Consider the following 23,114-nt stretch of genomic DNA (forward strand, 5'->3'; position numbering starts at 1 on the left):
GCTGAAGAAGCCACCGCTGTCGAAGTTTGCTGCGGTTGGAAGCAACTCGAACGCCGCGTCGGGAGTCTGATGCACGCGCCCGGAAGACGGGCGCCCGCAGAGCGCGGGTCGCTTCGCTGATGGCCGCGCCGCATGGCCGGTCGCCATTTCCGAACAACATCGCTTCGCCGCCTGTGCGGCGTCGCCATAAAGGTTGAAATCCATGAACGATACGCCGACGAGGCTACCGCTCAACCGCACCACGGTTCTGCTGCTGGTGCTGGCCCTCGCCGTGATCTGGTTCGTGCCGCTCGGCTGGCGCCACCTGCTGCCGAGCGACGAAGGCCGCTACGCCGAGATGGCGCGCGAGATGTTCGTCACCGGCGACTGGATTACGCCGCGCTACAACGGCTACAAGTATTTCGAAAAGCCACCGCTGCAGACCTGGGCGAACGCGCTCACGTTCGCGTGGTTCGGCATCGGCGAATGGCAGGCGCGGCTCTATACCGCACTGACGGGCTTTGCCGGCGTGCTGCTGGTCGGCTTCACCGGCCAACGCGTGTTCAACACGGCAACCGGCGTGTTCGCCGCGATCGTGCTGGCGACCTCGCCGTACTGGAACCTGATGGGCCACTTCAACACGCTCGACATGGGCCTGTCGTTCTGGATGGAATTGACGCTGTGCGCGCTGCTGCTCGCGCAGCGCCCCAACCTCCCGAGCGGCTGCGTGCGCGGCTGGATGTGGGTGTGCTGGGGCTCAATGGCGCTGGCGGTGCTGTCCAAGGGACTCGTCGGCGTGATCCTGCCGGGCGCCGTGCTGGTGCTCTATACGCTGATCGCGCGCGACTGGGCGGTGTGGAAGCGTCTGCATCTGATCGGCGGGCTGATCGTCTTTTTCGCGATCGTCACGCCGTGGTTCGTGCTGGTGCAGCAGCGCAACCCGGAATTCCTGAACTTCTTCTTCATCGTTCAGCAGTTCAAGCGCTATCTGACGCCTGAGCAGAACCGTCCGGGACCGTTCTACTACTTCGTGCCGGTGCTGCTGGTGGGTTTCCTGCCGTGGCTTTCGGTGACGCTGCAAAGCGTGCGCCACGCATGGCGCCTGCCGCGCCAGCCGAACGGCTTCGCGCCGGTCACGCTGATGCTGACGTGGACCGTCTTCATCTTCCTGTTCTTCAGCGCGTCGCATTCGAAGCTGCTCTCCTACACGCTGCCCATCGCACCGCCGATCGCGCTTCTGATCGGCATGTATCTGCCGCTCGTCACGCGCGACCAGTTGCGCCGTCATCTGGCCGGCTATGCGCTCTTTCTCGTCGTGGCAGCGTTTGCCGCGTTGTTCCTGCCGCGCTTTGGCAGCGCTCGCAATCCGGCCGAACTGTATGCCGAGTACCGCACGTGGGTGCTGGCGGCGCTCGGCGTCGCCTTTGTGCTGACACTCGCGGCGCTGTGGTTGAACCGCCGCAGCCGGGCCGGCAGCCTCGGCGCGATCGCCACCTTCGGCGCGGCGTGGCTGCTGCTCGGCACCATTGCCGGCACGGGTCACGACGTGTTCGGCCGCCTGAGCTCCGGCGCGCCGCTCGCGCCGGCCATCAAGGCGGAGATCGCGAAGCTGCCGGCCGACACGCCGTTCTACTCGGTGGGCGTACTCGACCACACGCTGCCGTTCTACGTCGACCACACGATGATCATGGTCGAGCATGCGGACGAACTGGCGTTCGGCGTGTCCGTCGAACCGCAGAAATGGATTCCGTCGGTCGACGCCTGGATCGAACGCTGGAAGGCCGACCGCTACGCGCTCGCGCTGATTCCGCCGCCGACCTACGACCGGCTTCTCAAGGAAGGCCTGCCGATGCGGGTGATCGCCCGCGACTCGCGCCGCGTGGTGGTGGAAAAGCCGCTCGCGTCCGACGCGCCGGCAGCTGACGCACCCGCATCCGTGCCAGTGGAAAAAGCACAACAATGACCCCATATCAGGATCTGCCCGTTCGATGAACCCGATTTCCCTCTTTTGCATTCTTGCCGGCGTCACGTTGAACGCTGGTGCGCAGTTGCTGCTCAAAGCCGGTACGAATGCCGTTGGACACTTCGAATTCACCCGTGCGAACATCCTGCCCATTGCCTTTCGCATCGCAACCCAGCCGCCGATCATCGGCGGGCTGGCCTGTTATGTGATCAGCGTGGCCGTGTGGATCGTCGGGCTGTCGCGGGTGGACGTATCGATCGCCTATCCGATGCTCTCGCTCGGCTACGTCGTCAATGCGTTCGCGGCGTGGTATCTGTTCGGCGAAGTGCTGTCGGTACAGAAGCTGATTGGCATCGGCATCATCCTGATCGGCGTGCTGGTGTTGGCTCGCAGCTAGTCATCCCGGCCCGCCGCGCCGTGCCGGTCACAATCTATTGCTGTTTATTGCCGGGCCGCCTGTGCGCATGAAGGCGGCAAAGATACCGTAAGCGGTCGTTCCGGCCGGCTAAGCAATATGTAAGGTTGATCCTGGTATGCTGCGCGGTTGCGCCCTTTTTAGCCGCGGCCCCGGTTGCGCACACTATGTGGTTTAGTTCGCGCCCTTCGGGGTTGCGCCCCCTTTCAATCGAGCGAAGCTTTCATGAGCCAGTCAACACTCCCGTTTCTGCCCTTTGTCAAACCCGAGATCGATGAGGAAACGATTCAGGGCGTCGCCGAGGTGCTGCGCTCCGGCTGGATCACCACCGGCCCGCAAAACCAGAAATTCGAAGCGGCGCTCTCCGAATTCTGCGGCGGCCGGCCGGTGCGCACGTTCAATTCCGGCACGGCGACGCTGGAAATCGGCCTGCGCATCGCCGGCGTGGGCGAAGGCGACGAGGTCATCACGACGCCGGCCTCGTGGGTCTCCACCAGCAACGTGATCTATGAAGTCGGCGCGACGCCGGTGTTTGCCGACATCGACCCGGTCACCCGCAACATCGACCTCGATCTGCTCGAAAAAGCCATCACGCCGCGCACCAAGGCGCTGATTCCGGTGTATCTGTCGGGCCTGCCGGTCGACATGGACCGTCTCTACGCAATCGCCCGCGCCCACAAGCTGCGCGTGATCGAAGACGCCGCGCAGGCGTTCGGCTCGACCTGGAACGGTGAGCGCATCGGCAAGCTGGGCGACATGGTCTCGTTCAGCTTCCATGCGAACAAGAACCTGACCTCGATCGAAGGCGGGGCGCTCGTGCTGAACAACGAGGAAGAAGCCATCCTTGCGCAGAAATACCGCTTGCAAGGCATCACGCGCACCGGCTTCGACGGCATGGACTGCGACGTGCTGGGCGGCAAGTACAACCTGACGGACGTCGCCGCGCGCGTCGGCCTCGGCCAGTTGCCGCATCTGGAGCGTTTCCTTGCGCAGCGCAAGAAACTCGTGCGCGCGTATTTCGCGGGTCTGGAGGGCGGCGCGGCGAAGAAACTCGGGCTCGGCCTGCCGTTTGCTGACTTTGAAAACAGCAACTGGCACATGTTCCAGGTCACGCTGCCGCTCGAGAAGCTCTCGATCGACCGTGCCGGTTTCATGGGGCAACTGAAAGAGCGTGGCATCGGTTCGGGGGTGCACTACCCGGCCATCCACCTGTTCTCGCTGTACCGCGCGCATGGCTTCAAGGAAGGCATGTTCCCGCATGCGGAGCGCTTCGGCGCGACCAACGTCACGCTGCCGCTGTTCACGCTGATGAACGAAGGCGACGTGGAGCGCGTGTGCCGCGCGGTCAATGAAATTTGCGAACAATACGGAAAATAAGCGGAAATGATTTATTCGGAACATCGCGCCGTCGCACCGGAAGTGTCGATCATCATCCCGGTGTACAACGAGGAAGCCGGCCTGGCTGCGCTGTTCGCGCGCCTCTATCCTGCGCTCGACGCGCTCGGCACCGGTTATGAAGTGATCTTCATCAACGACGGCAGCCGCGACAAATCCGCCGCCCTGCTTGCCGAGCAGTTTCGCGCGCGTCCCGACACGACCCGCGTGATCCTGCTGAACGGCAACTACGGTCAGCACATGGCGATTCTGGCGGGCTTCGAGCAATCGCGCGGCGAGATCGTCATCACGCTCGACGCCGACCTGCAGAATCCGCCGGAAGAGATCGCCAAGCTGGTCAACAAGATGCGCGAAGGCTACGACTACGTCGGCACGATTCGCCTGCAACGCCAGGACAGCCTGTGGCGCCGCAAGGCCTCGCGCGCGATGAACCGGTTGCGCGAGCGCATCACCCGCATCAAGATGACCGACCAGGGCTGCATGCTGCGCGCGTACAGCCGGCACATCATCGACACGATCAATCGCTGCGGCGAAATCAACACCTTCATTCCGGCGCTTGCGTACACCTTCGCGCAGAATCCGGTCGAAATCGAGGTCGCGCACGAAGAGCGTTTCGCCGGCGAATCGAAATACTCGCTGTATTCGCTGATCCGCCTGAACTTCGACCTCGTGACCGGCTTCTCGGTCGTGCCGCTGCAATGGCTGTCGTTCATCGGCGTGATCCTGTCGCTCGGGTCCGCGGCGCTGTTCGTGCTGCTGCTGATTCGCCGCTTCATTATCGGTGCGGAAGTGCAAGGTGTGTTCACGCTGTTCGCCGTGATCTTCTTCCTGCTCGGCGTGATCATCTTCGCGCTCGGCCTGCTCGGCGAATATATCGGCCGGATCTACCAGCAGGTGCGCGCACGCCCACGCTATCTCGTGCAGACCATTCTCGAACAGCGCGACGGCACGACCGTGGCCGAAGCGCCGCGCCAGGCGGTCGTGCAGGCCGTGCAGGCCGCGCCGCTCGTCGATCAGGGCCCCAATCCATGAAGCCACGCGCCGTCGTATTCGCGTATCACAACGTCGGCGTGCGCTGCCTGCAGGTGCTGCTCGCGCGCGGCGTGGAGGTGGCGCTCGTCGTCACGCACGAAGACAGCCCGACCGAAAACATCTGGTTCGGCAGCGTCGCCTCGGTCGCGGCCGAGCACGGCATTCCGGTGATCACGCCGCACGATCCGAAGAGTCCCGAGCTGCGCGCCGCGGTGAGCGCCGCGCGCCCGGACTTCATCTTCTCGTTCTACTACCGCCACATGTTGCCGGTCGACGTGTTGGCGCTCGCCGCACGGGGCGCTTACAACATGCACGGCTCGCTGCTGCCCAAGTACCGCGGCCGCGTGCCGACCAACTGGGCGGTGATTCACGGCGAAACCGAAACCGGCGCGACGCTGCACGAAATGGCCGCCAAACCGGACGCGGGCGCGATCATCGCCCAAACGCCGGTGCCGATCCTGCCCGACGACACCGCGAGCCAGGTGTTCGACAAGGTCACGGTGGCCGCCGAGCAAACGCTGTGGCGCGTGCTGCCGTCCCTGCTGGCGGGTGAAGCGCCGCATCTGCCGAACGATCTCGCGCACGGCAGCTACTATGGCGGGCGCAAGCCGGAAGACGGCCGCATCGACTGGACGCAATCGGCGCAGCAGGTCTACAACCTGATTCGCGCGGTCGCGCCACCCTATCCCGGCGCCTTCACGGATGTCGGCGAGCAGCGTTTCGTCGTGACGCGCGCGCGCCTCGCCGCGCCCGGCGCGCTTCGCTCGGATTTGCCGCCGGGCCTGCACGTAAGCGATAATGGCATTTTCGCGATATGCGGCGACGGCCGCGCGATCGCCATCCACGAATTGCGGCGCCAGCACGACGGCAGCGAGACTGTCGTCACTCCGGCCGAATTTGCCCAGCTCATCCAAACTCCCCGTTACTCATGAAAAAAGTCCTGATCCTGGGTGTGAATGGCTTCATCGGCCATCACCTGTCCAAACGCATTCTCGAAACGACCGATTGGGAAGTCTTCGGCATGGACATGCAGACCGAGCGTCTGGGCGACCTGGTCAATCATGAACGGATGCACTTCTTCGAAGGCGACATCACGATCAACAAGGAGTGGGTCGAATATCACGTCAAGAAGTGCGATGTGATCCTCCCGCTGGTCGCGATCGCCACGCCCGCCACGTACGTCAAGCAGCCGCTGCGCGTGTTCGAACTCGACTTCGAAGCGAACCTGCCGATCGTGCGTTCGGCGGTCAAGTACGGCAAGCACCTCGTGTTTCCGTCGACCTCCGAGGTCTACGGCATGTGCACGGACGAGCAGTTCGATCCGGAAGAATCGCAACTGTCGTACGGCCCGATCAACAAGCCGCGCTGGATCTACGCGTGCTCCAAGCAGTTGATGGATCGCGTGATCTGGGGTTACGGCATGGAAGGCCTGAATTTCACGCTGTTCCGTCCGTTCAACTGGATCGGCCCGGGCCTCGATTCGATCTACACGCCGAAGGAAGGCAGCTCGCGCGTGGTCACGCAGTTCCTCGGCCATATCGTGCGCGGCGAGAACATCAGTCTCGTCGATGGCGGCGCGCAAAAGCGTGCGTTCACGGATATCGACGACGGCATCGGCGCGCTGATGAAGATCATCGAGAACAAGGACGGCGTGGCAACGGGCAAGATCTACAACATCGGCAACCCGACCAACAATTTCTCGGTGCGTGAACTCGCGCACAAGATGCTGACGCTCGCCGCCGAATTCCCGGAATACGCGGAAACGGCCAAGCAGGTACAGCTGGTCGAAACTTCGTCGGGCGCTTACTACGGCGCCGGCTACCAGGACGTGCAGAACCGCGTGCCGAAGATCGACAACACCATGCAGGAACTCGGCTGGGCGCCGAAGTCGACCTTCGACGAAGCGCTGCGCAAGATTTTCGAAGCGTATCGCGGCCACGTCGGCGAAGCGCGCGCGCTCGTCGAACAGCAATAAGGGCTGATCCTTGGCTCGTATCGTCCTGAAGATCGACGTCGACACGCTGCGCGGCACGCGCGAAGGCGTGCCGAATCTCGCACGTATCTTCGACCGCTTCAAGGCGCGCGCCACCTTCCTCTTCAGCCTCGGGCCCGACCACACCGGTTGGGCGATGCGCCGCGTGTTGCGACCGGGCTTTCTGCAGAAAGTGTCGCGCACCTCGGTGGTCGAACACTACGGCATCAAGCAGTTGATGTACGGCGTGCTGCTGCCCGGTCCGGACATCGGCGCCAAGGCCTCGGCGGAAATGCGCGCGATTCACGAAGCCGGCTTCGAATGCGGCATTCATACGTGGGATCACGTCTACTGGCAGGACAACGTGCGCTCGAAAGACCGCGCATGGACCATGGCGCAGATGCAGCAAAGCCACGACCGTTTCGTCGAGGTGTTCGGCGCGCCGCCGGTCACGCACGGCGCGGCGGGCTGGCAGATGAACGGCCACGCGTTCGAGCAGATCGACGCGTGGGGCATGCACTACGCGTCCGACGGACGCGGCCACTCGCCGTATCTGCCGGTGGTCGACGGCCGCACGCTCACGCATGTGCAAATGCCGACCACGCTGCCCACGCTTGACGAAGTGCTCGGCGTGGACGGTGTCGAGCCGCACAACGTCGCCGCATGGATGTTGAAGCACACGGAAAACAATCCGCACGATCAGGTGTACACGCTGCACGCAGAACTCGAAGGACAGAAACTCGCGCCGATTTTCGAACAGCTTCTGGAAGGCTGGCGCGCGCAGGGCCACACCTTCGCGACGATGGGCGACTATTACGCCACGCTAGACCGCAGCACGCTGCCATCGTACCCTGTTACGTGGGGCGAAATTCCAGGGCGCTCCGGCGAACTGATTGTCCAGCCCTGACTGGTCAACCGGCAGCCGGCCCTGACGACCCGACCGCCGCGCGAGAACATGCCGCGCGCCGGCCGCCCCTCCCCCAAAAGTCTCGATGCCAGGCCGCCGCCGCAATCATCCGGCGCCGGCCATAACAACCGGAGAAGCACGTGCCCATCGCAGTCGACCAACCCATCCCCGACTTCACCGCCCCCGCTACCGGTGGCGAGATCACGCTGTCCAAGCTGCGGGGCAAGAAGGTGGTGCTGTATTTTTACCCGAAGGACAACACGCCGGGCTGCACGACCGAAGGTCTGCAGTTCCGCGATCTCTATCCGAAGTTCAAGAAGGCCGGCGCGGAAATCCTCGGCGTGTCGCGCGACAGCCTGCGCTCGCATGATAACTTCAAGGCAAAGCTGGAACTGCCATTCCCATTGATCTCGGATCCCGAGGAAACGCTGTGCGCGCTCTTCAATGTCATCAAAATGAAGAAAATGTATGGCAAAGAAGTACGGGGAATCGAACGCTCCACGTTCCTCATCGACGCTGAAGGCGTGCTGCGCCAGGAGTGGCGCGGCGTGAAAGTGCCCGGGCATGTCGACGATATTCTGGAGGCTGTACAAGCGCTTTGAGGCGCGTTATATTGGGTTGCAATGAGTGCCTGTACACCCCAACTTTTTCGCCGCTGCGCCAGACTTGACGGCTGTTTCCCGTTTTTTCCGGGTCCCGTCGGAGTCGCGAGGTGCAACGCGAGCACTGTAGGCGAGCCGCTTGCCCCGTACGCCGGGGCGGCGGCTTTTTTAATTGCGCGAGAGCCATCGTTCACTCGGCCACGCGCTTCCGTTAAGGAGCCGATCGAAGACCAGGCGAACCGGCATCTCTAGACCGAATGCGCGCCTCCGGGCGCAAACTGCGTGCGCATCCACTGGCACCGGCAGAATGCGACAGGCGGCGCACGATATGTGACCCGAATAATTCGAGGGAAACCATGCCTTTGCCTACCCCCCCCAGCAAGCTCGGCAATCTCCTGCCGCCTGACGAATACAAGGCCAAAGCCGCCAGCCCGGCGCGCTCCGCCGCGAAGAAACAGACGGCCGTTGGGGAATCCGCAGAGTCGGCCGACTACGGCCGCGCGAACGTCGCCACGCCAATGGCGCACGCCGCCAACGCCGCGACCACTTTGCGGCCTGTGCCGACATCGTCGGCGGCCCCGGCTGCGTCCGCCTCCGCGGAACAGGCCGCGCCCACTCGCGGCCGCAAATCGAAGCAAACGGCCGCCCTGTTGCAACCGGTTCCCGCTGCCCGTCCGCAAGCCGAGCCGGCTGCGCCCGCGCAGCCGGTCGTCGCACGTGCGCCGAGCGCGAAGCAGGCTGAGGCGAGCACACCCGCAGCCGCTGCGCCGAGCACACGCGGCACCGGCCGCAAACGCGGTGCGGCCGCCGAGCCGGTCGAAGTCCAGAAGCTCTTCGTGCTCGACACGAATGTGCTGATGCACGATCCGAGCTGCCTGTTCCGTTTCGAGGAACACGACGTCTATCTGCCTATGATGACGTTGGAAGAACTCGACAACCACAAGAAGGGCATGTCGGAAGTCGCGCGCAACGCCCGCCAGGTGAGCCGCACCCTCGACGCGCTGGTGGCGAACGCCGGCAACATGTCCGACGGCATCTCGCTGGCGCGTCTGGGCAGCCGCGAGGCGTCCGGGCGTCTGTACTTCCAGACCAAGCTCGCCGCCATCGAACCGGTGGAAGGTCTGCCGGAAGGCAAGGCCGATAACCAGATTCTCGGCGTGGTGCGCGCGTTGCAGCGCGACCGGATGGATCGCCAGGTCGTGCTGGTGTCGAAAGACATCAACATGCGTATCAAGGCGCATGCGCTCGGCCTGCCCGCCGAAGACTACTTCAATGACCAGGTGCTCGAAGACAGCGATCTGCTGTATTCCGGCATCCGCGCGCTGCCGCAGGATTTCTGGACCAAGCACGCGAAGGGCATGGAAAGCTGGCAGGACACCAAGACCGGCACCACGTACTACCGCGTGACCGGTCCCCTGTGCGCCTCGATGCTGGTCAACGAGTTCGTCTATCTGGAGCCGCAAAACGGCGAACCGGCGTTTCATGCGCTGGTGCGCGAGCTGAACGGCAAGACGGCGCTGCTGCAAACCTTGCGCGACTACGGCCACCACAAGAACAACGTGTGGGGCATCACGGCGCGCAATCGCGAGCAGAACTTCGCGCTGAACCTGCTGATGAATCCGGAAATCGACTTTGTCACGCTGCTGGGTCAGGCCGGTACCGGCAAGACGCTGGTCGCGCTCGCCGCCGGTCTCGCGCAAGTGCTGGACGACAAGCGCTACAACGAGATCATCGTGACGCGCGCAACGGTGCCGGTCGGCGAAGACATCGGCTTCCTGCCGGGTACGGAAGAGGAAAAAATGCAGCCGTGGATGGGTGCATTCGACGACAACCTCGAAGTCCTGCAGAAAACCGACGACGCAGCCGGCGAATGGGGCCGCGCCGCAACTCAGGAACTGATCCGCTCGCGCCTGAAGGTCAAGAGCATGAACTTCATGCGTGGCCGCACGTTCGTGGACAAGTATCTGATCATCGACGAGGCGCAAAACCTGACGCCGAAACAGATGAAAACGCTGGTCACGCGCGCGGGTCCGGGCACAAAGATCATCTGTCTCGGCAACATCGCGCAGATCGATACGCCTTACCTCACGGAAGGCAGTTCGGGGCTCACGTACGTGGTCGATCGTTTCAAGGGCTGGGCGCACAGCGGGCATGTGACGCTGGCGCGCGGCGAGCGTTCGCGCCTTGCCGACTACGCGTCGGAAATTCTCTAAGTTTCAATTAGTTAGCTTCAAACCGAAGCCGCTTCCGGAACACTCCGGAAGCGGCTTTTTTCTTTGCGATACGTTCCTGACGGGCAACACTTAGCGCATGAACTTCATGTAATTTATGAAGAATTCTTGCCGGAGCGAGGTTCCAAGGGCTACCATCCCGACATCGTCCGCCATTAAACGAGCGTTTACCGCTCTCCTCGTCTTCATGCGCCGACTCGCCCTATCGCTGCTGACCGTTCTGCTGCTCGCCGCCTGTGCCGGCGCGCCGCAGAAAACGTCGTCGCGTGGGTCGGGCAGCCAGGTCGTGGTGGCGAACGGCGCATATCATGCTCCGCCGCCCGGCTTTCCGAACTTCGTCGATCACAGCATCGGCCGTGAGGAAATCTCGATTCAGGCGATGAGCCTCGTCGGCATTCCGTACCGTTGGGGCGGCAATACGCCGGATAGCGGCTTCGATTGCAGCGGGTTGGTTCGCTATGTGGTCTCGCGCGCGGCTTCCGTGAATCTGCCGCGCACGACGGCGGATATGAGCGGGCGCGGCGAATCGATAGAACCGGACGAGATCGCGCCCGGCGATCTGATTTTCTTCAACACGACAGGCCGCGCGCATTCGCACGTTGGCATTTATGTCGGCAAGCTGCGCTTCGTCAACGCGCCGTCTACCGGTGGTACGGTGCGGCTCGACTATTTGACCAATCCATACTGGGCCAAGCGCTTCGACGGCATTCGCCGCGTGGCCTCGCCGGCTGCGACACCCGCACCGTTCGATACGCCGAGCTATCAAGCCGCCGCGCCACAGCCTGAGCGCGTCGCGCCGGTGGCGCAGTCAGCGCCGGCCTATGCGGTCGCGGGCGCGGGCGCGACCGCGACCGTTGCACCGGCGCCGGCGAAGGCAGCGGCGCAGCCGCCGGTCTATGCCGCGGGCGCACTGCAACCCCAGTCGCAGTCGCAGTCGCAGTCGCAGCAGATCGTCCGCGTTACGGCGGCACCTCGTGCGCCGTTGAGCGCGGAGGCTCAACCGGTCACTGGGGCGGCACAAGCCGACCCGTTCGAGCCGCCACCGCCCGGCATGAGCGCGGCTCAGATGCAGGCGCGCGCGGCGGGCGCCGTGTCCCCAACGCCGATTCCGGCCGCTCAACAAGCCAATGCATATAACGCCAGCGGCGCCGCACCGGCCCAACAACAGCTGACCGCTTCGCGGACGGCTCCGCAAACGGCAACCGCCCGCGCGCCCGATCCTATCGACGCCGCCGCCGACGCGTTCGAGCCGCCGCCGCCCGCTTCCGTCGCCGCGCGGCAGGCCCGGCAGGCGCAGCAAGCCGATGAGAACGGCAGCGTGCAGATCATGCGGGCTTCGACGGCCTCGCGTGGCATGCCCGCTCCGACGCAAACCAACGACGACCCGATCGCCCGCTTCGCCAACGGCAACTTCTGACGCCACGGCACGGGGCGTGTCGTGAGCGAGCTTCGCGCTCGGCATGCGAACGAATTCGGATATCGCAGCCGCCTTGGCGCCCACACCTCGTCATATAGCGCGGCCATTGACGCACGCGTTAAACAGCCGCCGCCCAGCGACTCGCAATCACACGCAGCGCCATCGACCTGCGCATCACAACCATCCCGCCAATCTGCTATCGTCGTCGGTATTCTTTCGACAACGGGTGATGACGATGGATCTCGGACTCAAAGACAAGGTGGTGTTGATTACAGGCGGCAGCAAGGGAATCGGCCTTGCCTGCGCCCGTGCGTTTGCGATCGAGGGCGCGAAAGTCGCGATCGTATCGCGCGACCCCGCCAACCTCGCGCGCGCTTACGAACAGTTGAAACAGGAAGGCCTGCACGTACACCGGACTCGCGCCGATCTGCACGAACCGCACAGCGCCGCCGATATCGTCGAGGAAGTGAGCACCGCCGTCGGCCCGATCGACGTGCTGATCAACAGTGCCGGCGCCGCACGCCGCTACGACCCGGAGACGCTCGATGCCGACGCGTTCCGCGCCACCATGGAAGCGAAATACTTCCCCTACATCTATCCCCAGCAGGAAGTGCTGCGCCGCATGGCCGAACGGGTAAAAGCCGGCACGGGCGGCGAGCCCGGCACGATCGTCAATATCATTGGCATGGGCGGCAAGGTCGCGAGCGATATCCATATTGCCGGCGGAGCCGCAAATGCCGCGCTGATGCTTGCCACCGTCGGCCTCGCCCACTATTACGCGCGCTACGGCATCCGCATCAACGCGATCAATCCGGGAGCGACGCTGACCGAACGTGTCGAGGAAGCGGTCAAACTGGAAGCCACGCAGCAAGGCATCGGCAACGCGGAAGCGCTCGCGCGCGGCCAGGCCAAAGTGCCGCTCGGACGCTTTGCCAAACCGGAGGAAATCGCCGACGTCGCGCTCTTTCTGGCGAGCCGCCGTGCAAGCTATGTGACGGGCGCAATCGTCCCGATGGATGGAGGCAGCGCGCCGCTCATCTAGGCGCACGCTTCTTTTCGAACCCTGACAACGTGAACGCGCGGCAGGCGGCGTCGCCGCCCGCGTTGCGCCTTTACAGGAAACGGTGGCCGAGCCACCAGGCAGCTGCGGCGAGCGCCGCGGAGGCCGGAATCGTCAGAATCCACGCCCAGACGATGTTGCCGGCCACGCCCCACCGCACCGCGCTGAGCTTTTGCGTTGCGCCGACACCGACGATCGCGCCGGTAATCGTATGCGTGGTGGACACGGGAATGCCGAGCCACGAGGCGGTAAACAGCGTGATCGCCCCGCCCGACTCCGCGCAAAAACCGCCGACCGGCTTGAGCTTGGTAATCTTCTGGCCCATCGTGCGGACGATCCGCCAGCCGCCGAACAGTGTGCCGACGCCCATGGAGAGATAACATCCGCCGATCACCCACAACGGCGGCGCGTCCGCCATTGACGACGCGTAGCCCGTCGCGATCAGCAGCATCCAGATGATGCCGATGGTTTTCTGCGCGTCATTACCGCCGTGGCCGAGGCTATACAAACCCGCGGACACCAGTTGCAGGCGCCGGAAACGCCGGTCGACCTTGCTCGGCGGCGTGCGGAAGTAAATCCACGACACCGCCAGCATGAAGAACGAGCCGAGCACGAAGCCGAGCAGCGGCGAAATGAAGATGAAGGCCACCGTCTTCATCAGCCCGTCGAAATTGAGCGAGCCCCACCCCGACTTGGCGAGCGCCGCGCCCACGAGGCCGCCGATCAATGCATGCGACGAGCTCGATGGAATGCCGTAGTGCCAGGTGATGATGTTCCAGCCGATCGCGCCGACCAGCGCACCGAAAATCACGTAATGGTCGACGATGTTCGGATCGATCGTGCCCTTGCCGACAGTCGCGGCAACTTTCAGATGGAACACGAAATACGCGATGACATTGAACGCCGCCGCGAAGGCGACAGCCTGTTGCGGCTTCAGCACGCCTGTCGAGACGACCGTGGCGATCGAATTCGCCGCGTCGTGAAAGCCGTTCATGAAGTCGAAAATCAGCGCGACGGCGACCAGGCCGGTGACGACCCAGATTGCGAGTTGTATCGATTGCATTATGCGTTTTCCAGCACGATGCCTTCGATGATGTTCGCTACATCTTCACACTTGTCCGTGATCGTTTCGAGCAATTCATAGATCGCTTTCAGCTTGATCAGGGTCTTGACGTTGTCTTCTTCGCGGAACAGTTTCGACATGGCTGCGCGCAGCACGCGGTCGGCTTCCGATTCCAGACGGTCGATTTCCTCGCAGGCCTTCAGAATCTGGCTTGCCTGCTTCATGTCGGACAGCAGGCTGACGGCGAATTGCACGCGCTCGGAGGTTGCCGTGCAAATATGCGCAAGCTGGCTCGCCTCGGAAGTCACGGCCTGTACGTCGTACAGCGAAATAGCGGTGGCGACGTCCTCCATCAGGTCGAGGATGTCGTCCATCGTGGTGATCAGCTTGTGGATCTCGTCACGGTCGAGCGGCGTGATGAACGTCTTGTGCAGCAGGTCGATGGTTTCGTGCGTGAGCTTGTCAGCGGCCTTCTCGGCTTTCTGCACGTTTTGCTTGTGGGTTTCGGCGTCCTGCAGGTTGTCGATCAGCAGCTCGAGTTCACGGCTTGCCGAGACGATGCACGTTGCGTGCGCATTGAAAATTTCAAAGAACTTGCCCTCGGTGGGCATGAATCGACCGAACATTGGGATCCCGAAAATTGGTCACATAATGGCTGACATAAAACCGCCACATTGTACCGTCGGGAGGCCCGCGCCGCACTTTTGAAAGCGCCGTTACAACGACGCGTCAGTTATCGCTTCCCTTCTTCGCTCAATCACTGTAGAAATTCTGTGCGCCGGCAAAGTTATCGAACTTCGTGAATTGACCGTGGAACGTGAGTCGAACAGGACCGATCGGACCGTTACGCTGCTTGCCGATGATGATCTCGGCTGTGCCTTTGTCCGGACTGTCCGGGTTGTAGACTTCGTCGCGGTAAATGAACAGGATCACGTCGGCATCCTGCTCGATAGCGCCTGATTCCCGCAAGTCCGACATGATCGGCCGTTTGTTCGGACGCTGCTCGAGACCGCGGTTGAGCTGCGACAACGCGATCACCGGTACGTCGAGTTCCTTGGCGAGACTTTTCAGCGAACGCGAGATTTCCGAGATTTCGGTCGCGCGGTTTTCGCCCGACGACGACCCGCTCATCAGCTGCAGGTAGTCGATGATGATCAGCCCGAGCTTGCCGCATTGGCGCGACAGCCGCCGCGCTCGCGAGCGCAGTTCCATCGGGTTCAGGCCGCCGGTTTCGTCGATGAAAATCTGCGCTTCACTCATCTTCTGCACGGCATGCGTGAGCTTCGGCCAATCCTCGTCGGTCAGGCGCCCGGTCCGCATGCGGTGTTGATCCAGCCGCCCGACCGAGCCGAGCATACGCATGGTGAGTTGCGAACCCGGCATTTCCATCGAGAACACCGCGACCGGCAAGCCGTACTCTACCGCCACGTATTCGCCGATGTTCATGGAAAACGCCGTCTTACCCATCGACGGACGACCGGCGACGATGATCAGCTCGCCGCCGTGCATACCGGAAGTCATGCGGTCCAGATCGACAAAGCCGGTCGGCGTGCCGGTCACGTCGCTCGGATTCGCGGTGTGGTACAGCGTGTCGATCCGCTCGACGACTTCGGTCAGCAGCGGCCCGATTTCGAGGAAACCCTGCGTACCGCGCGCCCCGTCTTCGGCGATCGAAAACACTTTCGATTCGGCTTCGTCCAGCAACTGCCGGACTTCTTTGCCCTGCGGGTTGAAGGCGTCGGCCGAAATTTCGTCGGCGACGGACACCAGCCTGCGCAACACCGCGCGATCGCGCACGATTTCCGCGTAGCGCCGGATATTGGCCGCGCTCGGCGTGTTCTGCGCGAGCGCGTTCAGATACGCCAGACCGCCGACCTCTTCCGCCTTGCCCGAAGTGCCGAGCGCCTCGTACACGGTGATCACGTCGGCCGGACGCGTGGCCGCGATCAGCTTGCCGATGTGCTCGAAGATGATGCGGTGGTCGTAGCGGTAAAAATCGCTCTGCGACAGAAAATCCGCGATACGGTCCCATGCGGCGTTATCGAGCAGCAGGCCGCCCAGCACCGATTGCTCGGCCTCGATCGAATGCGGCGGGACTTTTAGCGACTCGAGTTGGGGATCTTTGGACGGTGCGTTCATGGAGAGGAATTATCGGGCAAATCGAGGGCGCGCGGGCGGCTGCGGGGAGCAGGAAAAACAAAAAAACGGGCACAAAAAAAACAGGGGCCGGTTACCCGGCCCCTGCCTTTCGCCAGCGACATCCTGGCAAATACTAGCTGATACTTAGACGTGTTCGCCGATCACAGCCACCGTCACATCGACGAGAACGTCGGTGTGCAGCGAGATCTGAACCGGGTGCTCGCCAACCAGCTTCAGCGGGCCTTCCGGCAGACGCACTTGCGCCTTTTCCACTGCGAAACCTTGCTTGACCAGGGCTTCAGCGATGTCCGCGTTCGTCACCGAACCGAACAGACGGCCGTCGACGCCAGCCTTCTGATTGATCTGCACCGTCGAGCCACCCAGCTTTTCGCCTTGGGCGGTAGCAGCCGCCAGCTTTTCAGCGGCGATCTTTTCGAGTTCTGCGCGGCGCACTTCGAATTCAGCCAGGGCTTCCTTCGTTGCACGGCGAGCTTGCTTGTTCGGGATCAGGAAGTTACGTGCGTAACCGTCCTTGACCTTCACGATATCGCCCAGGTTGCCCAGATTGACGACTTTTTCCAGAAGAATAATTTGCATTCGGAGACTCCTTATCGCGTCGTCGGGTTAGGCCTTGTGCTGGTCGGTGTACGGCACCAGCGCGAGGAAACGTGCGCGCTTGATTGCCGTGTCCAGCTGGCGTTGATAGTGCGACTTCGTACCCGTGAGACGCGCCGGCGTGATCTTGCCGTTTTCGCCGATGAAGTCCTTCAGCGTTTCGAGGTCTTTGTAGTCGATGTGATCGACGCCAGCGGCCGTGAAACGGCAGAACTTCTTGCGCTTGAAGAGCGGATTTTGTTGCTGACGACGCTTGTCGAATTTCTTACCAGTCGGGCGGGGCATGTTCAGTCCTTTCCAATGTCCTGCAATGCTGTGATGTGAAATACCAGAGTTCTTGCGTTGCGGTGCTTTTTTGCCAGAAAACCTGTGAAGAGCGTTTCCACGCCCATCTGACAGCTTTCGAGCTTACCGCTCGCCTCGCCTGCGGCTACCGCCTGCATGGTCAGTTCGACTTGCCGGGCAATGCCGGCCTCGACGACTTCCGTGCGGTGGTGCAACGTGCAGCCTGCAATCGGAACGCCGGCGGGGGTGTACCGCACCGGTTCGCGTTCGACGACGCTGGCCGTGAGTTGCAGCCGATTCATGTAACCTTGGTCGAGAGCGACGCTTGATCTGATAGCTTAAATAGTGTGTCTTAAGCCTGCGCTTCGGACGGTTGCGTAGCAGCCGACTTCTTGGCTTCTTCGCGCTGCACTTCCTTCATCATCGGCGACGGGCCGGTTTCGGCCTTCTTCATCTTGACGATCAGGTGACGCAGAACAGCGTCGTTGAACTTGAACGCGTGTTCCAGCTCGTCGAGCGTGGTTTGGTCGCATTCGATGTTCATGCAGACGTAGTGAGCCTTCGCGAGTTTCTCGATCATGTAGGCCAGTTGGCGACGGCCCCAGTCTTCGATACGGTGGATCTGGCCACCGTGCGAGGTGATCGTGCTCTTGTAACGCTCGATCATGGCGGGCACTTGCTCGCTCTGATCGGGATGCACGATAAAGACGATTTCATAATGACGCATACACACTCCTTGTGGATTAAAGCCACCCGGGCGTCGGAACCGGTGTGGCAAGTGAGAAGCCAAAGAGTGTAACCCGATTAGGGCCGGGTTGCAAGATATCCCGTTGTTGCGGCGCGTGAATCGGGAGTGTTTTCAAGGGTTTAGGCTGTGACACCACAAAGCCGGACCCGACATTTCGTGCCGGGAAGCCTGAAACCGGTGGCCAGCCCTTGCACGTGACTCGATGGCCCGCCAGCGCGCGCCGCCCGGCGGTCCCCGATCGCGCGTCGGGGCCGAAACAGGCGGCCAAAGCCGCCGTCCGCCTTCTACGAGCCGGTTTCCGTACGCTCGCTGCCGCTTTGCAGGCGCGCCTTCAGCGCTACTTCCAGTCCCTTCAGCGCGTCGGGCGCCGCGTCGGAGATCGCCCACCAGGTCATGCCTTCCGCGTCCCAGTGCGCAATCGAGTAGCCTTCGCGACCGAGCGTGGCCGGTGCCGCGCCATCCGTGTCCCGGCCCGCGCCGGCCTGCGGAAAGACATATACGTCGATCACATGCTTCTGGTAACGGTACACCAGCACAGCCACCCGCTGATGCGCGAGGTAGTCCAGACGCCCGCCTTCCAGCGCGAAGCCGCTTGCCGCCAGGTCCTCGACCGGCGGCGAATAATCGAGCCGACCGTTGAACCACGGCTTGACCGTATGGCGATCCGTCGAAATCACGTCGATGTCGCGACCGGACACCTGCGCCCGCACGTGGCTTTCCACCAGTTCGTTGGCAAACGGCCCGAAGTCCGCCGGCCGGCGCAGGTTCAACGCCACGCCCGCGGCCACCGCGCACAACGCGAGAACCAGCGCCGCCAGCCAGCCGCGCGCAAAGACGCCGCCTGAACCGACTGAGCCAACCGGACCGCCTGCGCCACCCGCCCGCGACGGCCAGCCGAACCCGCCTTGCGGGGCGCGCCAGCCGTCCAGCCAACGTTCAAGCCAGCCGCGCCGCGCAGGTTCGCGCGGCGGCGTCGTGGCGCTCGGCACACTTACAGCGGGCGGCTCGGTGGCCCCAGCCGGCTCGTCGACGCTCGGCAACCCCGCCACGATCCGCTCGCGCAGCGACTGCGGCGCACGATGATAAGGGGCCGCCCGCAGCGCGCCGCTCAAGGCCCGCAGGTTTTCGCTCTCGCGCCGGCAAGCTGTGCAGCTCTCGATATGCTGCTGAATGCGCCGGGCATCCGGCGCGGGCAATTCGTGATCAGCGTTCGCGTCGAGGAGCGGCCGCGCTTCGTTACAGTCCATCTGGCGTCTCCTGAGCGTTGTTGCCGGCGGCGGTGCCGCCAGGCGTGTTGAGTGGCCGGCCATTGGCGGACGCCCGCAACGGGGTCACGCTCGCCGTGGCCGCTTTGCTTGCGCCGGGCGCCGCCGCGCACATCGACGGCCGGTGCGGCGCCGCCGCGCCCCCCTGCTTCTCCGTCAGCAGCGCGGCGAGCTTGCGGCGCCCCCGCGCGAGCCGGGACATCACCGTGCCGATCGGCACGTCCGCCACCAGCGCGATCTCCCGATAGCCCATCTCCTCCAACTCCCGCAGCATCAGCACTTCCCGATATTCGACCGGCAACTGCGCGAGCGCCTCGTGCACGAGTTTCGAATCCTCGTCGCGGATCAACAGCGCCTGAGGGTCCGTGCCGCCCACCGTCCAGCCGTCGAAGGTCGCGTCGTCCATCGTGTCGTCGAACTCCACCGTTTCGTGCGACGACGCCCGCCGCCGCCATTCCGTGTACCAGGTGCGGCGCACGATCGCCAGCAGCCACGGCCGCGCCGAGTCGCCGCGAAAGGTGTCGAAAAAGCGGAACGCGCGCATGAAGGCTTCCTGCACGACATCGTCGGCATCGTTGGCGTTGCCGCTTAACCAGCGCGCAAGGTTGTACGCGGCGTCGAGGTGCGGCAGCGCCATCTGCTGAAAGCGCCGGCTCCTCGCTGCGTCGGTCTCGCCGTGCGCGCGGGCAGGTTCTGAATCGGTCTGGACCACCTCGGCCCTCCAGGGCATTGCGGGCTGTGCGATGTTGCTTGTCGTGACACTCTGTACAGCACATAACCGGGCATCCGCCGAGTTTATTCCCACGCCGCGTGCAATTCGCAAAAAATCCGGCCGTTCTGCCCGGGTGTCGGACCACAGGACCGCCGCCGTGCCGGGCCGCCGGCTGGCTCTGCTGGCTCCGCTGGCTCTGCTGGCTCTGCTGGCTCTGCTGGCTCTGCTGGCTCTGCTGGCTCTGCTGCCTCTGCCGCGTCTGCCGCGTCTAATAAGCCGGCCGGTTCCAGTAATCCTCGCTGGCGTACACGTCTTTCAGATAATCGATGAAGTACCGCACCTTGGCCGGCACATACCGCTGTTGCGGATAGACCGCGAGAATGTCGTAGTCGGGCAGCGCGAATTCGTCGAGCACGGTTTCCAGTTCGCCACGCGCCAGTTGTTGCTGGATTTCCCACGTGGAGCGCCAGCCGAGCCCAAGCCCTTCCGACACCCAGCGGTGCAGCAACTCCCCGTCGTTGCAGTCGAGCGTGCCGCCCACGCGCACCGTCGCCAGTTTGCCGTTACGGCGGAAATACCAGCCGCGGTTCTGTCCGCCTTGCAGATTGAACGCGAGACAGTTGTGCTGCGGCAGGTCTTCGAGCGTTTTCGGCCTGCCGTGCCGGCGGAAATAGTCCGGCGTGCCGCACACCACGCGCCGGTTCGACGCCAGCTTGACCGCGACGAAATTCGGATCGACCGCGCCGCCGATGCGGATCGACAGGTCATAGCCCTCGCGCACCAGATCCACCACCCGATCGGTCAGATTGAACGACACCTGCAATTCCGGCTTGTCGACGAGAAACGCCGGGGCGAGCGGCGCGACGTGCTTGCGTCCGAACGCAGCCGGCGCCGACACGATCAGATGGCCGTTGATCGCGCGCCGCCCGGCGCTCAGTTCGTTTTCCGCCTGATCCCACTCGGTGAGAAGCCCGCGGCAGCGCTCCAGAAACGCGGCGCCGTCTTCGCTCACCACCAGCCGGCGCGTCGAGCGGTACATCAGCTTCACGCCCAGGCGCTTTTCCAGCGCGTCGATACGACGGCCGAGAATCACCGGCGACACGCCCTCCTCCAGCGCCGCCGCCGCAAGGCTGCCGGCATCCGCGACGCGCACGAAGGTTTCGATCTGTTTGAACCGGTCCATCGTTGTCTCCTATGTCGATCGGAGTTAGCGCTTCAGCGCTTACTCCGACCCCATGCACCGCGGTCGATCGGAGTTAGCGCTTCAGCGCTTACTCCGATCCCATGCACCGCGGTCGATCGGAGTTAGCGCTTTAGCGCTTACTCCGATCCCACGCACCACACCGGGCGCCGGCCCACCAGCCATTCCATACTTTTTGTTTCGAAATAAGCGACCCGGACTGATCTTATCAAACCTTTAGGTCAGGCCTAAAGTGCAATCAACCCGTTTATTTCGCCCATTCCCAGACATTCAGGAGACATTCATGGCCAAGATGAGAGCCGTCGACGCAGCCGTGCTGGTGCTCGAAAAAGAAGGCATCGACACCGCATTCGGCGTCCCGGGCGCAGCGATCAACCCGTTCTACTCGGCCATGCGCAAGGCAGGCAACATCAGCCACGTACTGGCCCGCCACGTCGAAGGCGCGTCGCATATGGCCGAAGGCTATACGCGCGCACAACCGGGCAACATCGGCGTGTGTATCGGCACGTCGGGCCCCGCCGGCACCGACATGATCACCGGCTTGTACTCGGCGCAGGCCGACTCCATTCCTATTCTCGCTATCACGGGCCAGGCGCCGCGTGCGCGTTTGTACAAGGAAGACTTCCAGGCCGTCGATATCGAATCGATCGCCAAGCCGGTGACCAAGTGGGCCGTCACCGTGCGTGAGCCGGCGCTGGTACCGCGCGTGTTCCAGCAGGCTTTCCATCTGATGCGCTCGGGCCGTCCGGGTCCGGTGCTGGTCGATCTGCCGATCGACGTGCAGCTCGCCGAAATCGAATTCGACATCGACACGTACGAACCGCTGCCGGTCTACAAGCCCAAAGCTACACGCAAGCAGATCGAAGCCGCGCTCACGCTGCTCAACAATTCGGACAAACCGCTGATCGTCTCTGGTGGCGGCGTGCTGAACGCAGCCGCTGAAGACCTGCTCGTCACGTTCGCTGAAACCGTCAGCGTGCCGGTGATCCCGACGCTGATGTCGTGGGGCGCGATTCCCGACGACCATCCGCTGATGGCCGGCATGGTCGGTCTGCAAACCTCGCACCGCTACGGCAACGCGACGATGCTCGCCTCCGACTTCGTGCTCGGCATCGGCAACCGCTGGGCGAACCGCCACACGGGCAGCGTCGAGGTGTATACGAAGGGCCGCAAGTTCGTGCACGTCGACATCGAACCGACGCAGATCGGCCGCGTGTTCGGCCCGGATCTGGGCATCGTGTCGGACGCGAAGGCCGCGCTCGAACTGTTCGTGGAAGTGGCGAAGGAATGGAAGGCCGCGGGCAAGCTGAAGGACCGCAGCGCATGGGTCGCCGACTGCCAGGAACGCAAGCGCACGATGCATCGCAAGACGCACTTCGACAACGTGCCGATGAAGCCGCAGCGCGTCTATGAAGAAATGAACCAGGTGTTCGGCCGCGACACGTGCTACGTGAGCACGATCGGTCTGTCGCAGATCGCCGGCGCGCAGTTCCTGCATGTGTACAAGGCGCGCAACTGGATCAACTGCGGCCAGGCCGGCCCGCTCGGCTGGACGATTCCGGCGGCGCTCGGCGTGCGTGCGGCTGACCCGCAACGTCCGATCGTGGCGCTCTCGGGCGACTACGACTTCCAGTTCATGATCGAAGAGCTGGCAGCCGGCGCGCAGTTCAAGCTGCCGTACGTGCATGTGGTGGTGAACAACTCGTACCTCGGCCTGATCCGTCAGGCACAGCGCGCGTTCGACATGGACTTCTGCGTGCAGCTCGGCTTCGAGAACATCAACGCGCCGGAAATGAACGGCTACGGCGTGGACCACGTCGCAGTCGCGGAAGGTCTGGGTTGCAAGGCGATCCGCGTGTTCAAGCCGGAAGAGTTGAAGCCCGCGCTGCAGAAAGCGCAGGCGATGCTCTCCGAGTTCAACGTGCCGGTGATCGTCGAAGTGATTCTCGAGCGCGTGACCAACATCTCGATGGGCACCGAAATCGACGCGATCAACGAGTTCGAAGAACTGGCTGCCACGCGCGAAGACGCACCGACCGCGATCAGCATGCTCGACTGAACTGCCGTACTGCATCGCATATCGCAACGATGAGCATCACGTGAGCGCGGTTCA

22 protein-coding genes are annotated in these 23,114 nt (G+C 63.3%); 12 read left to right on the plus strand and 10 right to left on the minus strand.

Going from position 1 to position 23,114, the window contains the following annotated elements; translation table 11 throughout:
- Window positions 1–202: 202 nt before the first annotated feature.
- The 11 genes from P0D68_RS08665 to P0D68_RS08715 all read left to right on the plus strand — a co-directional run bounded on the left by P0D68_RS08665 (window position 203) and on the right by P0D68_RS08715 (window position 12,955).
- On the plus strand, window positions 203–1,942 hold the full coding sequence (locus tag P0D68_RS08665; protein WP_408293344.1) for a glycosyltransferase family 39 protein: 1,740 nt from the start codon (window positions 203–205) through the stop codon (window positions 1,940–1,942).
- Between the two features lie 25 nt (window positions 1,943–1,967).
- On the plus strand, window positions 1,968–2,339 hold the full coding sequence (locus tag P0D68_RS08670; protein ID WP_091794552.1) for an SMR family transporter: 372 nt from the start codon (window positions 1,968–1,970) through the stop codon (window positions 2,337–2,339).
- A 243-nt stretch (window positions 2,340–2,582) separates the two neighbouring features.
- Window positions 2,583–3,734, plus strand: coding sequence for a DegT/DnrJ/EryC1/StrS family aminotransferase (locus P0D68_RS08675; protein WP_091794554.1), 1,152 nt, complete (start codon window positions 2,583–2,585; stop codon window positions 3,732–3,734).
- Between the two features lie 6 nt (window positions 3,735–3,740).
- The gene (locus tag P0D68_RS08680) at window positions 3,741–4,784 is read left to right on the plus strand and encodes a glycosyltransferase (RefSeq protein ID WP_091794556.1); all 1,044 of its coding nucleotides are present in this window, start codon (window positions 3,741–3,743) and stop codon (window positions 4,782–4,784) included.
- Window positions 4,781–5,716, plus strand: a complete 936-nt coding sequence (locus P0D68_RS08685; RefSeq protein WP_408183178.1) for a formyltransferase — start codon at window positions 4,781–4,783, stop codon at window positions 5,714–5,716. The genes P0D68_RS08680 and P0D68_RS08685 overlap by 4 nt, the downstream gene beginning before the upstream one ends.
- Entirely contained in the window at window positions 5,713–6,759 is a 1,047-nt protein-coding gene (locus P0D68_RS08690; RefSeq protein WP_408183176.1) for a bifunctional UDP-4-keto-pentose/UDP-xylose synthase, read from the plus strand. The genes P0D68_RS08685 and P0D68_RS08690 overlap by 4 nt, the downstream gene beginning before the upstream one ends.
- A 10-nt stretch (window positions 6,760–6,769) precedes the next feature.
- Window positions 6,770–7,663, plus strand: a complete 894-nt coding sequence (locus P0D68_RS08695; RefSeq protein WP_408293349.1) for a polysaccharide deacetylase family protein — start codon at window positions 6,770–6,772, stop codon at window positions 7,661–7,663.
- A gap of 140 nt (window positions 7,664–7,803) precedes the next feature.
- Window positions 7,804–8,265, plus strand: coding sequence for a peroxiredoxin (locus P0D68_RS08700; protein WP_073426815.1), 462 nt, complete (start codon window positions 7,804–7,806; stop codon window positions 8,263–8,265).
- Window positions 8,266–8,621: 356 nt separating this feature from the next.
- Entirely contained in the window at window positions 8,622–10,478 is a 1,857-nt protein-coding gene (locus P0D68_RS08705) for a PhoH family protein (protein ID WP_408183164.1), read from the plus strand.
- Between the two features lie 205 nt (window positions 10,479–10,683).
- Window positions 10,684–11,913 carry an NlpC/P60 family protein gene (locus P0D68_RS08710; protein WP_408468280.1) on the plus strand — a complete coding sequence of 410 codons (1,230 nt, stop codon included), beginning with the start codon at window positions 10,684–10,686 and terminating at the stop codon, window positions 11,911–11,913.
- 235 nt (window positions 11,914–12,148) lie between these two features.
- The gene (locus P0D68_RS08715; protein WP_091800557.1) at window positions 12,149–12,955 is read left to right on the plus strand and encodes an SDR family NAD(P)-dependent oxidoreductase; all 807 of its coding nucleotides are present in this window, start codon (window positions 12,149–12,151) and stop codon (window positions 12,953–12,955) included.
- Between the two features lie 70 nt (window positions 12,956–13,025).
- Here the strand turns inward: P0D68_RS08715 and P0D68_RS08720 are convergent, their stop codons facing one another.
- From P0D68_RS08720 to P0D68_RS08765, 10 genes are all read right to left on the minus strand, one after another.
- Complete coding sequence (locus P0D68_RS08720) at window positions 13,026–14,036, minus strand: inorganic phosphate transporter (protein ID WP_091794568.1); 1,011 nt, start codon at window positions 14,034–14,036, stop codon at window positions 13,026–13,028.
- On the minus strand, window positions 14,036–14,662 hold the full coding sequence (locus P0D68_RS08725) for a DUF47 domain-containing protein (RefSeq protein ID WP_091794570.1): 627 nt from the start codon (window positions 14,660–14,662) through the stop codon (window positions 14,036–14,038). The genes P0D68_RS08720 and P0D68_RS08725 overlap by 1 nt, the downstream gene beginning before the upstream one ends.
- A gap of 127 nt (window positions 14,663–14,789) precedes the next feature.
- The gene (locus P0D68_RS08730; RefSeq protein WP_012432804.1) at window positions 14,790–16,175 is read right to left on the minus strand and encodes a replicative DNA helicase; all 1,386 of its coding nucleotides are present in this window, start codon (window positions 16,173–16,175) and stop codon (window positions 14,790–14,792) included.
- A 144-nt stretch (window positions 16,176–16,319) separates the two neighbouring features.
- Window positions 16,320–16,772: a 50S ribosomal protein L9 gene (gene rplI, locus P0D68_RS08735; RefSeq protein WP_091794572.1), complete on the minus strand. Its 453-nt coding sequence runs from the start codon at window positions 16,770–16,772 to the stop codon at window positions 16,320–16,322.
- Window positions 16,773–16,799: 27 nt separating this feature from the next.
- A complete protein-coding gene (gene rpsR, locus P0D68_RS08740) occupies window positions 16,800–17,075 on the minus strand; it encodes a 30S ribosomal protein S18 (RefSeq protein ID WP_007182109.1) in 276 nt (91 codons plus the stop codon).
- A 2-nt stretch (window positions 17,076–17,077) separates the two neighbouring features.
- Window positions 17,078–17,377: a primosomal replication protein N gene (gene priB / locus P0D68_RS08745; RefSeq protein ID WP_007182110.1), complete on the minus strand. Its 300-nt coding sequence runs from the start codon at window positions 17,375–17,377 to the stop codon at window positions 17,078–17,080.
- 50 nt (window positions 17,378–17,427) lie between these two features.
- A complete protein-coding gene (rpsF, locus tag P0D68_RS08750) occupies window positions 17,428–17,802 on the minus strand; it encodes a 30S ribosomal protein S6 (RefSeq protein ID WP_006048823.1) in 375 nt (124 codons plus the stop codon).
- Window positions 17,803–18,107: 305 nt separating this feature from the next.
- Entirely contained in the window at window positions 18,108–19,070 is a 963-nt protein-coding gene (locus tag P0D68_RS08755) for an anti-sigma factor family protein (RefSeq protein ID WP_408293359.1), read from the minus strand.
- The gene (locus P0D68_RS08760) at window positions 19,060–19,800 is read right to left on the minus strand and encodes an RNA polymerase sigma factor (RefSeq protein WP_408293362.1); all 741 of its coding nucleotides are present in this window, start codon (window positions 19,798–19,800) and stop codon (window positions 19,060–19,062) included. The genes P0D68_RS08755 and P0D68_RS08760 overlap by 11 nt, the downstream gene beginning before the upstream one ends.
- Before the next feature lie 268 nt (window positions 19,801–20,068).
- Window positions 20,069–20,983 (minus strand): LysR family transcriptional regulator, encoded by a 915-nt coding sequence (locus P0D68_RS08765; RefSeq protein ID WP_408293365.1) that lies wholly within the window; start codon window positions 20,981–20,983, stop codon window positions 20,069–20,071.
- Window positions 20,984–21,284: 301 nt separating this feature from the next.
- Between P0D68_RS08765 and gcl the strand changes: the two genes are divergently transcribed.
- Window positions 21,285–23,060 (plus strand): glyoxylate carboligase, encoded by a 1,776-nt coding sequence (gene gcl, locus P0D68_RS08770; protein WP_408293368.1) that lies wholly within the window; start codon window positions 21,285–21,287, stop codon window positions 23,058–23,060.
- Window positions 23,061–23,114: the final 54 nt, after the last annotated feature.

It is taken from the genome of Paraburkholderia sp. RL17-380-BIE-A (assembly GCF_046028085.1).
Taxonomy (GTDB): domain Bacteria; phylum Pseudomonadota; class Gammaproteobacteria; order Burkholderiales; family Burkholderiaceae; genus Paraburkholderia.

Excerpts from the sequence above, each read along its gene's own strand:
- P0D68_RS08720 (WP_091794568.1), bottom strand. The coding sequence starts at position 14,036 with ATGCAATCGATACAACTCGCAATCTGGGTCGTCACCGGCCTGGTCGCC.
- P0D68_RS08690 (WP_408183176.1), top strand. The coding sequence starts at position 5,713 with ATGAAAAAAGTCCTGATCCTGGGTGTGAATGGCTTCATCGGCCATCAC.
- P0D68_RS08705 (WP_408183164.1), top strand. The coding sequence starts at position 8,622 with ATGCCTTTGCCTACCCCCCCCAGCAAGCTCGGCAATCTCCTGCCGCCT.
- P0D68_RS08725 (WP_091794570.1), bottom strand. The coding sequence starts at position 14,662 with ATGTTCGGTCGATTCATGCCCACCGAGGGCAAGTTCTTTGAAATTTTC.
- rpsF (WP_006048823.1), bottom strand. The coding sequence starts at position 17,802 with ATGCGTCATTATGAAATCGTCTTTATCGTGCATCCCGATCAGAGCGAG.
- P0D68_RS08755 (WP_408293359.1), bottom strand. The coding sequence starts at position 19,070 with ATGGACTGTAACGAAGCGCGGCCGCTCCTCGACGCGAACGCTGATCAC.
- P0D68_RS08670 (WP_091794552.1), top strand. The coding sequence starts at position 1,968 with ATGAACCCGATTTCCCTCTTTTGCATTCTTGCCGGCGTCACGTTGAAC.
- P0D68_RS08675 (WP_091794554.1), top strand. The coding sequence starts at position 2,583 with ATGAGCCAGTCAACACTCCCGTTTCTGCCCTTTGTCAAACCCGAGATC.
- P0D68_RS08665 (WP_408293344.1), top strand. The coding sequence starts at position 203 with ATGAACGATACGCCGACGAGGCTACCGCTCAACCGCACCACGGTTCTG.
- P0D68_RS08685 (WP_408183178.1), top strand. The coding sequence starts at position 4,781 with ATGAAGCCACGCGCCGTCGTATTCGCGTATCACAACGTCGGCGTGCGC.
- P0D68_RS08715 (WP_091800557.1), top strand. The coding sequence starts at position 12,149 with ATGGATCTCGGACTCAAAGACAAGGTGGTGTTGATTACAGGCGGCAGC.
- P0D68_RS08730 (WP_012432804.1), bottom strand. The coding sequence starts at position 16,175 with ATGAACGCACCGTCCAAAGATCCCCAACTCGAGTCGCTAAAAGTCCCG.
- rplI (WP_091794572.1), bottom strand. The coding sequence starts at position 16,772 with ATGCAAATTATTCTTCTGGAAAAAGTCGTCAATCTGGGCAACCTGGGC.
- P0D68_RS08765 (WP_408293365.1), bottom strand. The coding sequence starts at position 20,983 with ATGGACCGGTTCAAACAGATCGAAACCTTCGTGCGCGTCGCGGATGCC.
- priB (WP_007182110.1), bottom strand. The coding sequence starts at position 17,377 with ATGAATCGGCTGCAACTCACGGCCAGCGTCGTCGAACGCGAACCGGTG.
- rpsR (WP_007182109.1), bottom strand. The coding sequence starts at position 17,075 with ATGCCCCGCCCGACTGGTAAGAAATTCGACAAGCGTCGTCAGCAACAA.
- P0D68_RS08710 (WP_408468280.1), top strand. The coding sequence starts at position 10,684 with ATGCGCCGACTCGCCCTATCGCTGCTGACCGTTCTGCTGCTCGCCGCC.
- P0D68_RS08680 (WP_091794556.1), top strand. The coding sequence starts at position 3,741 with ATGATTTATTCGGAACATCGCGCCGTCGCACCGGAAGTGTCGATCATC.
- gcl (WP_408293368.1), top strand. The coding sequence starts at position 21,285 with ATGGCCAAGATGAGAGCCGTCGACGCAGCCGTGCTGGTGCTCGAAAAA.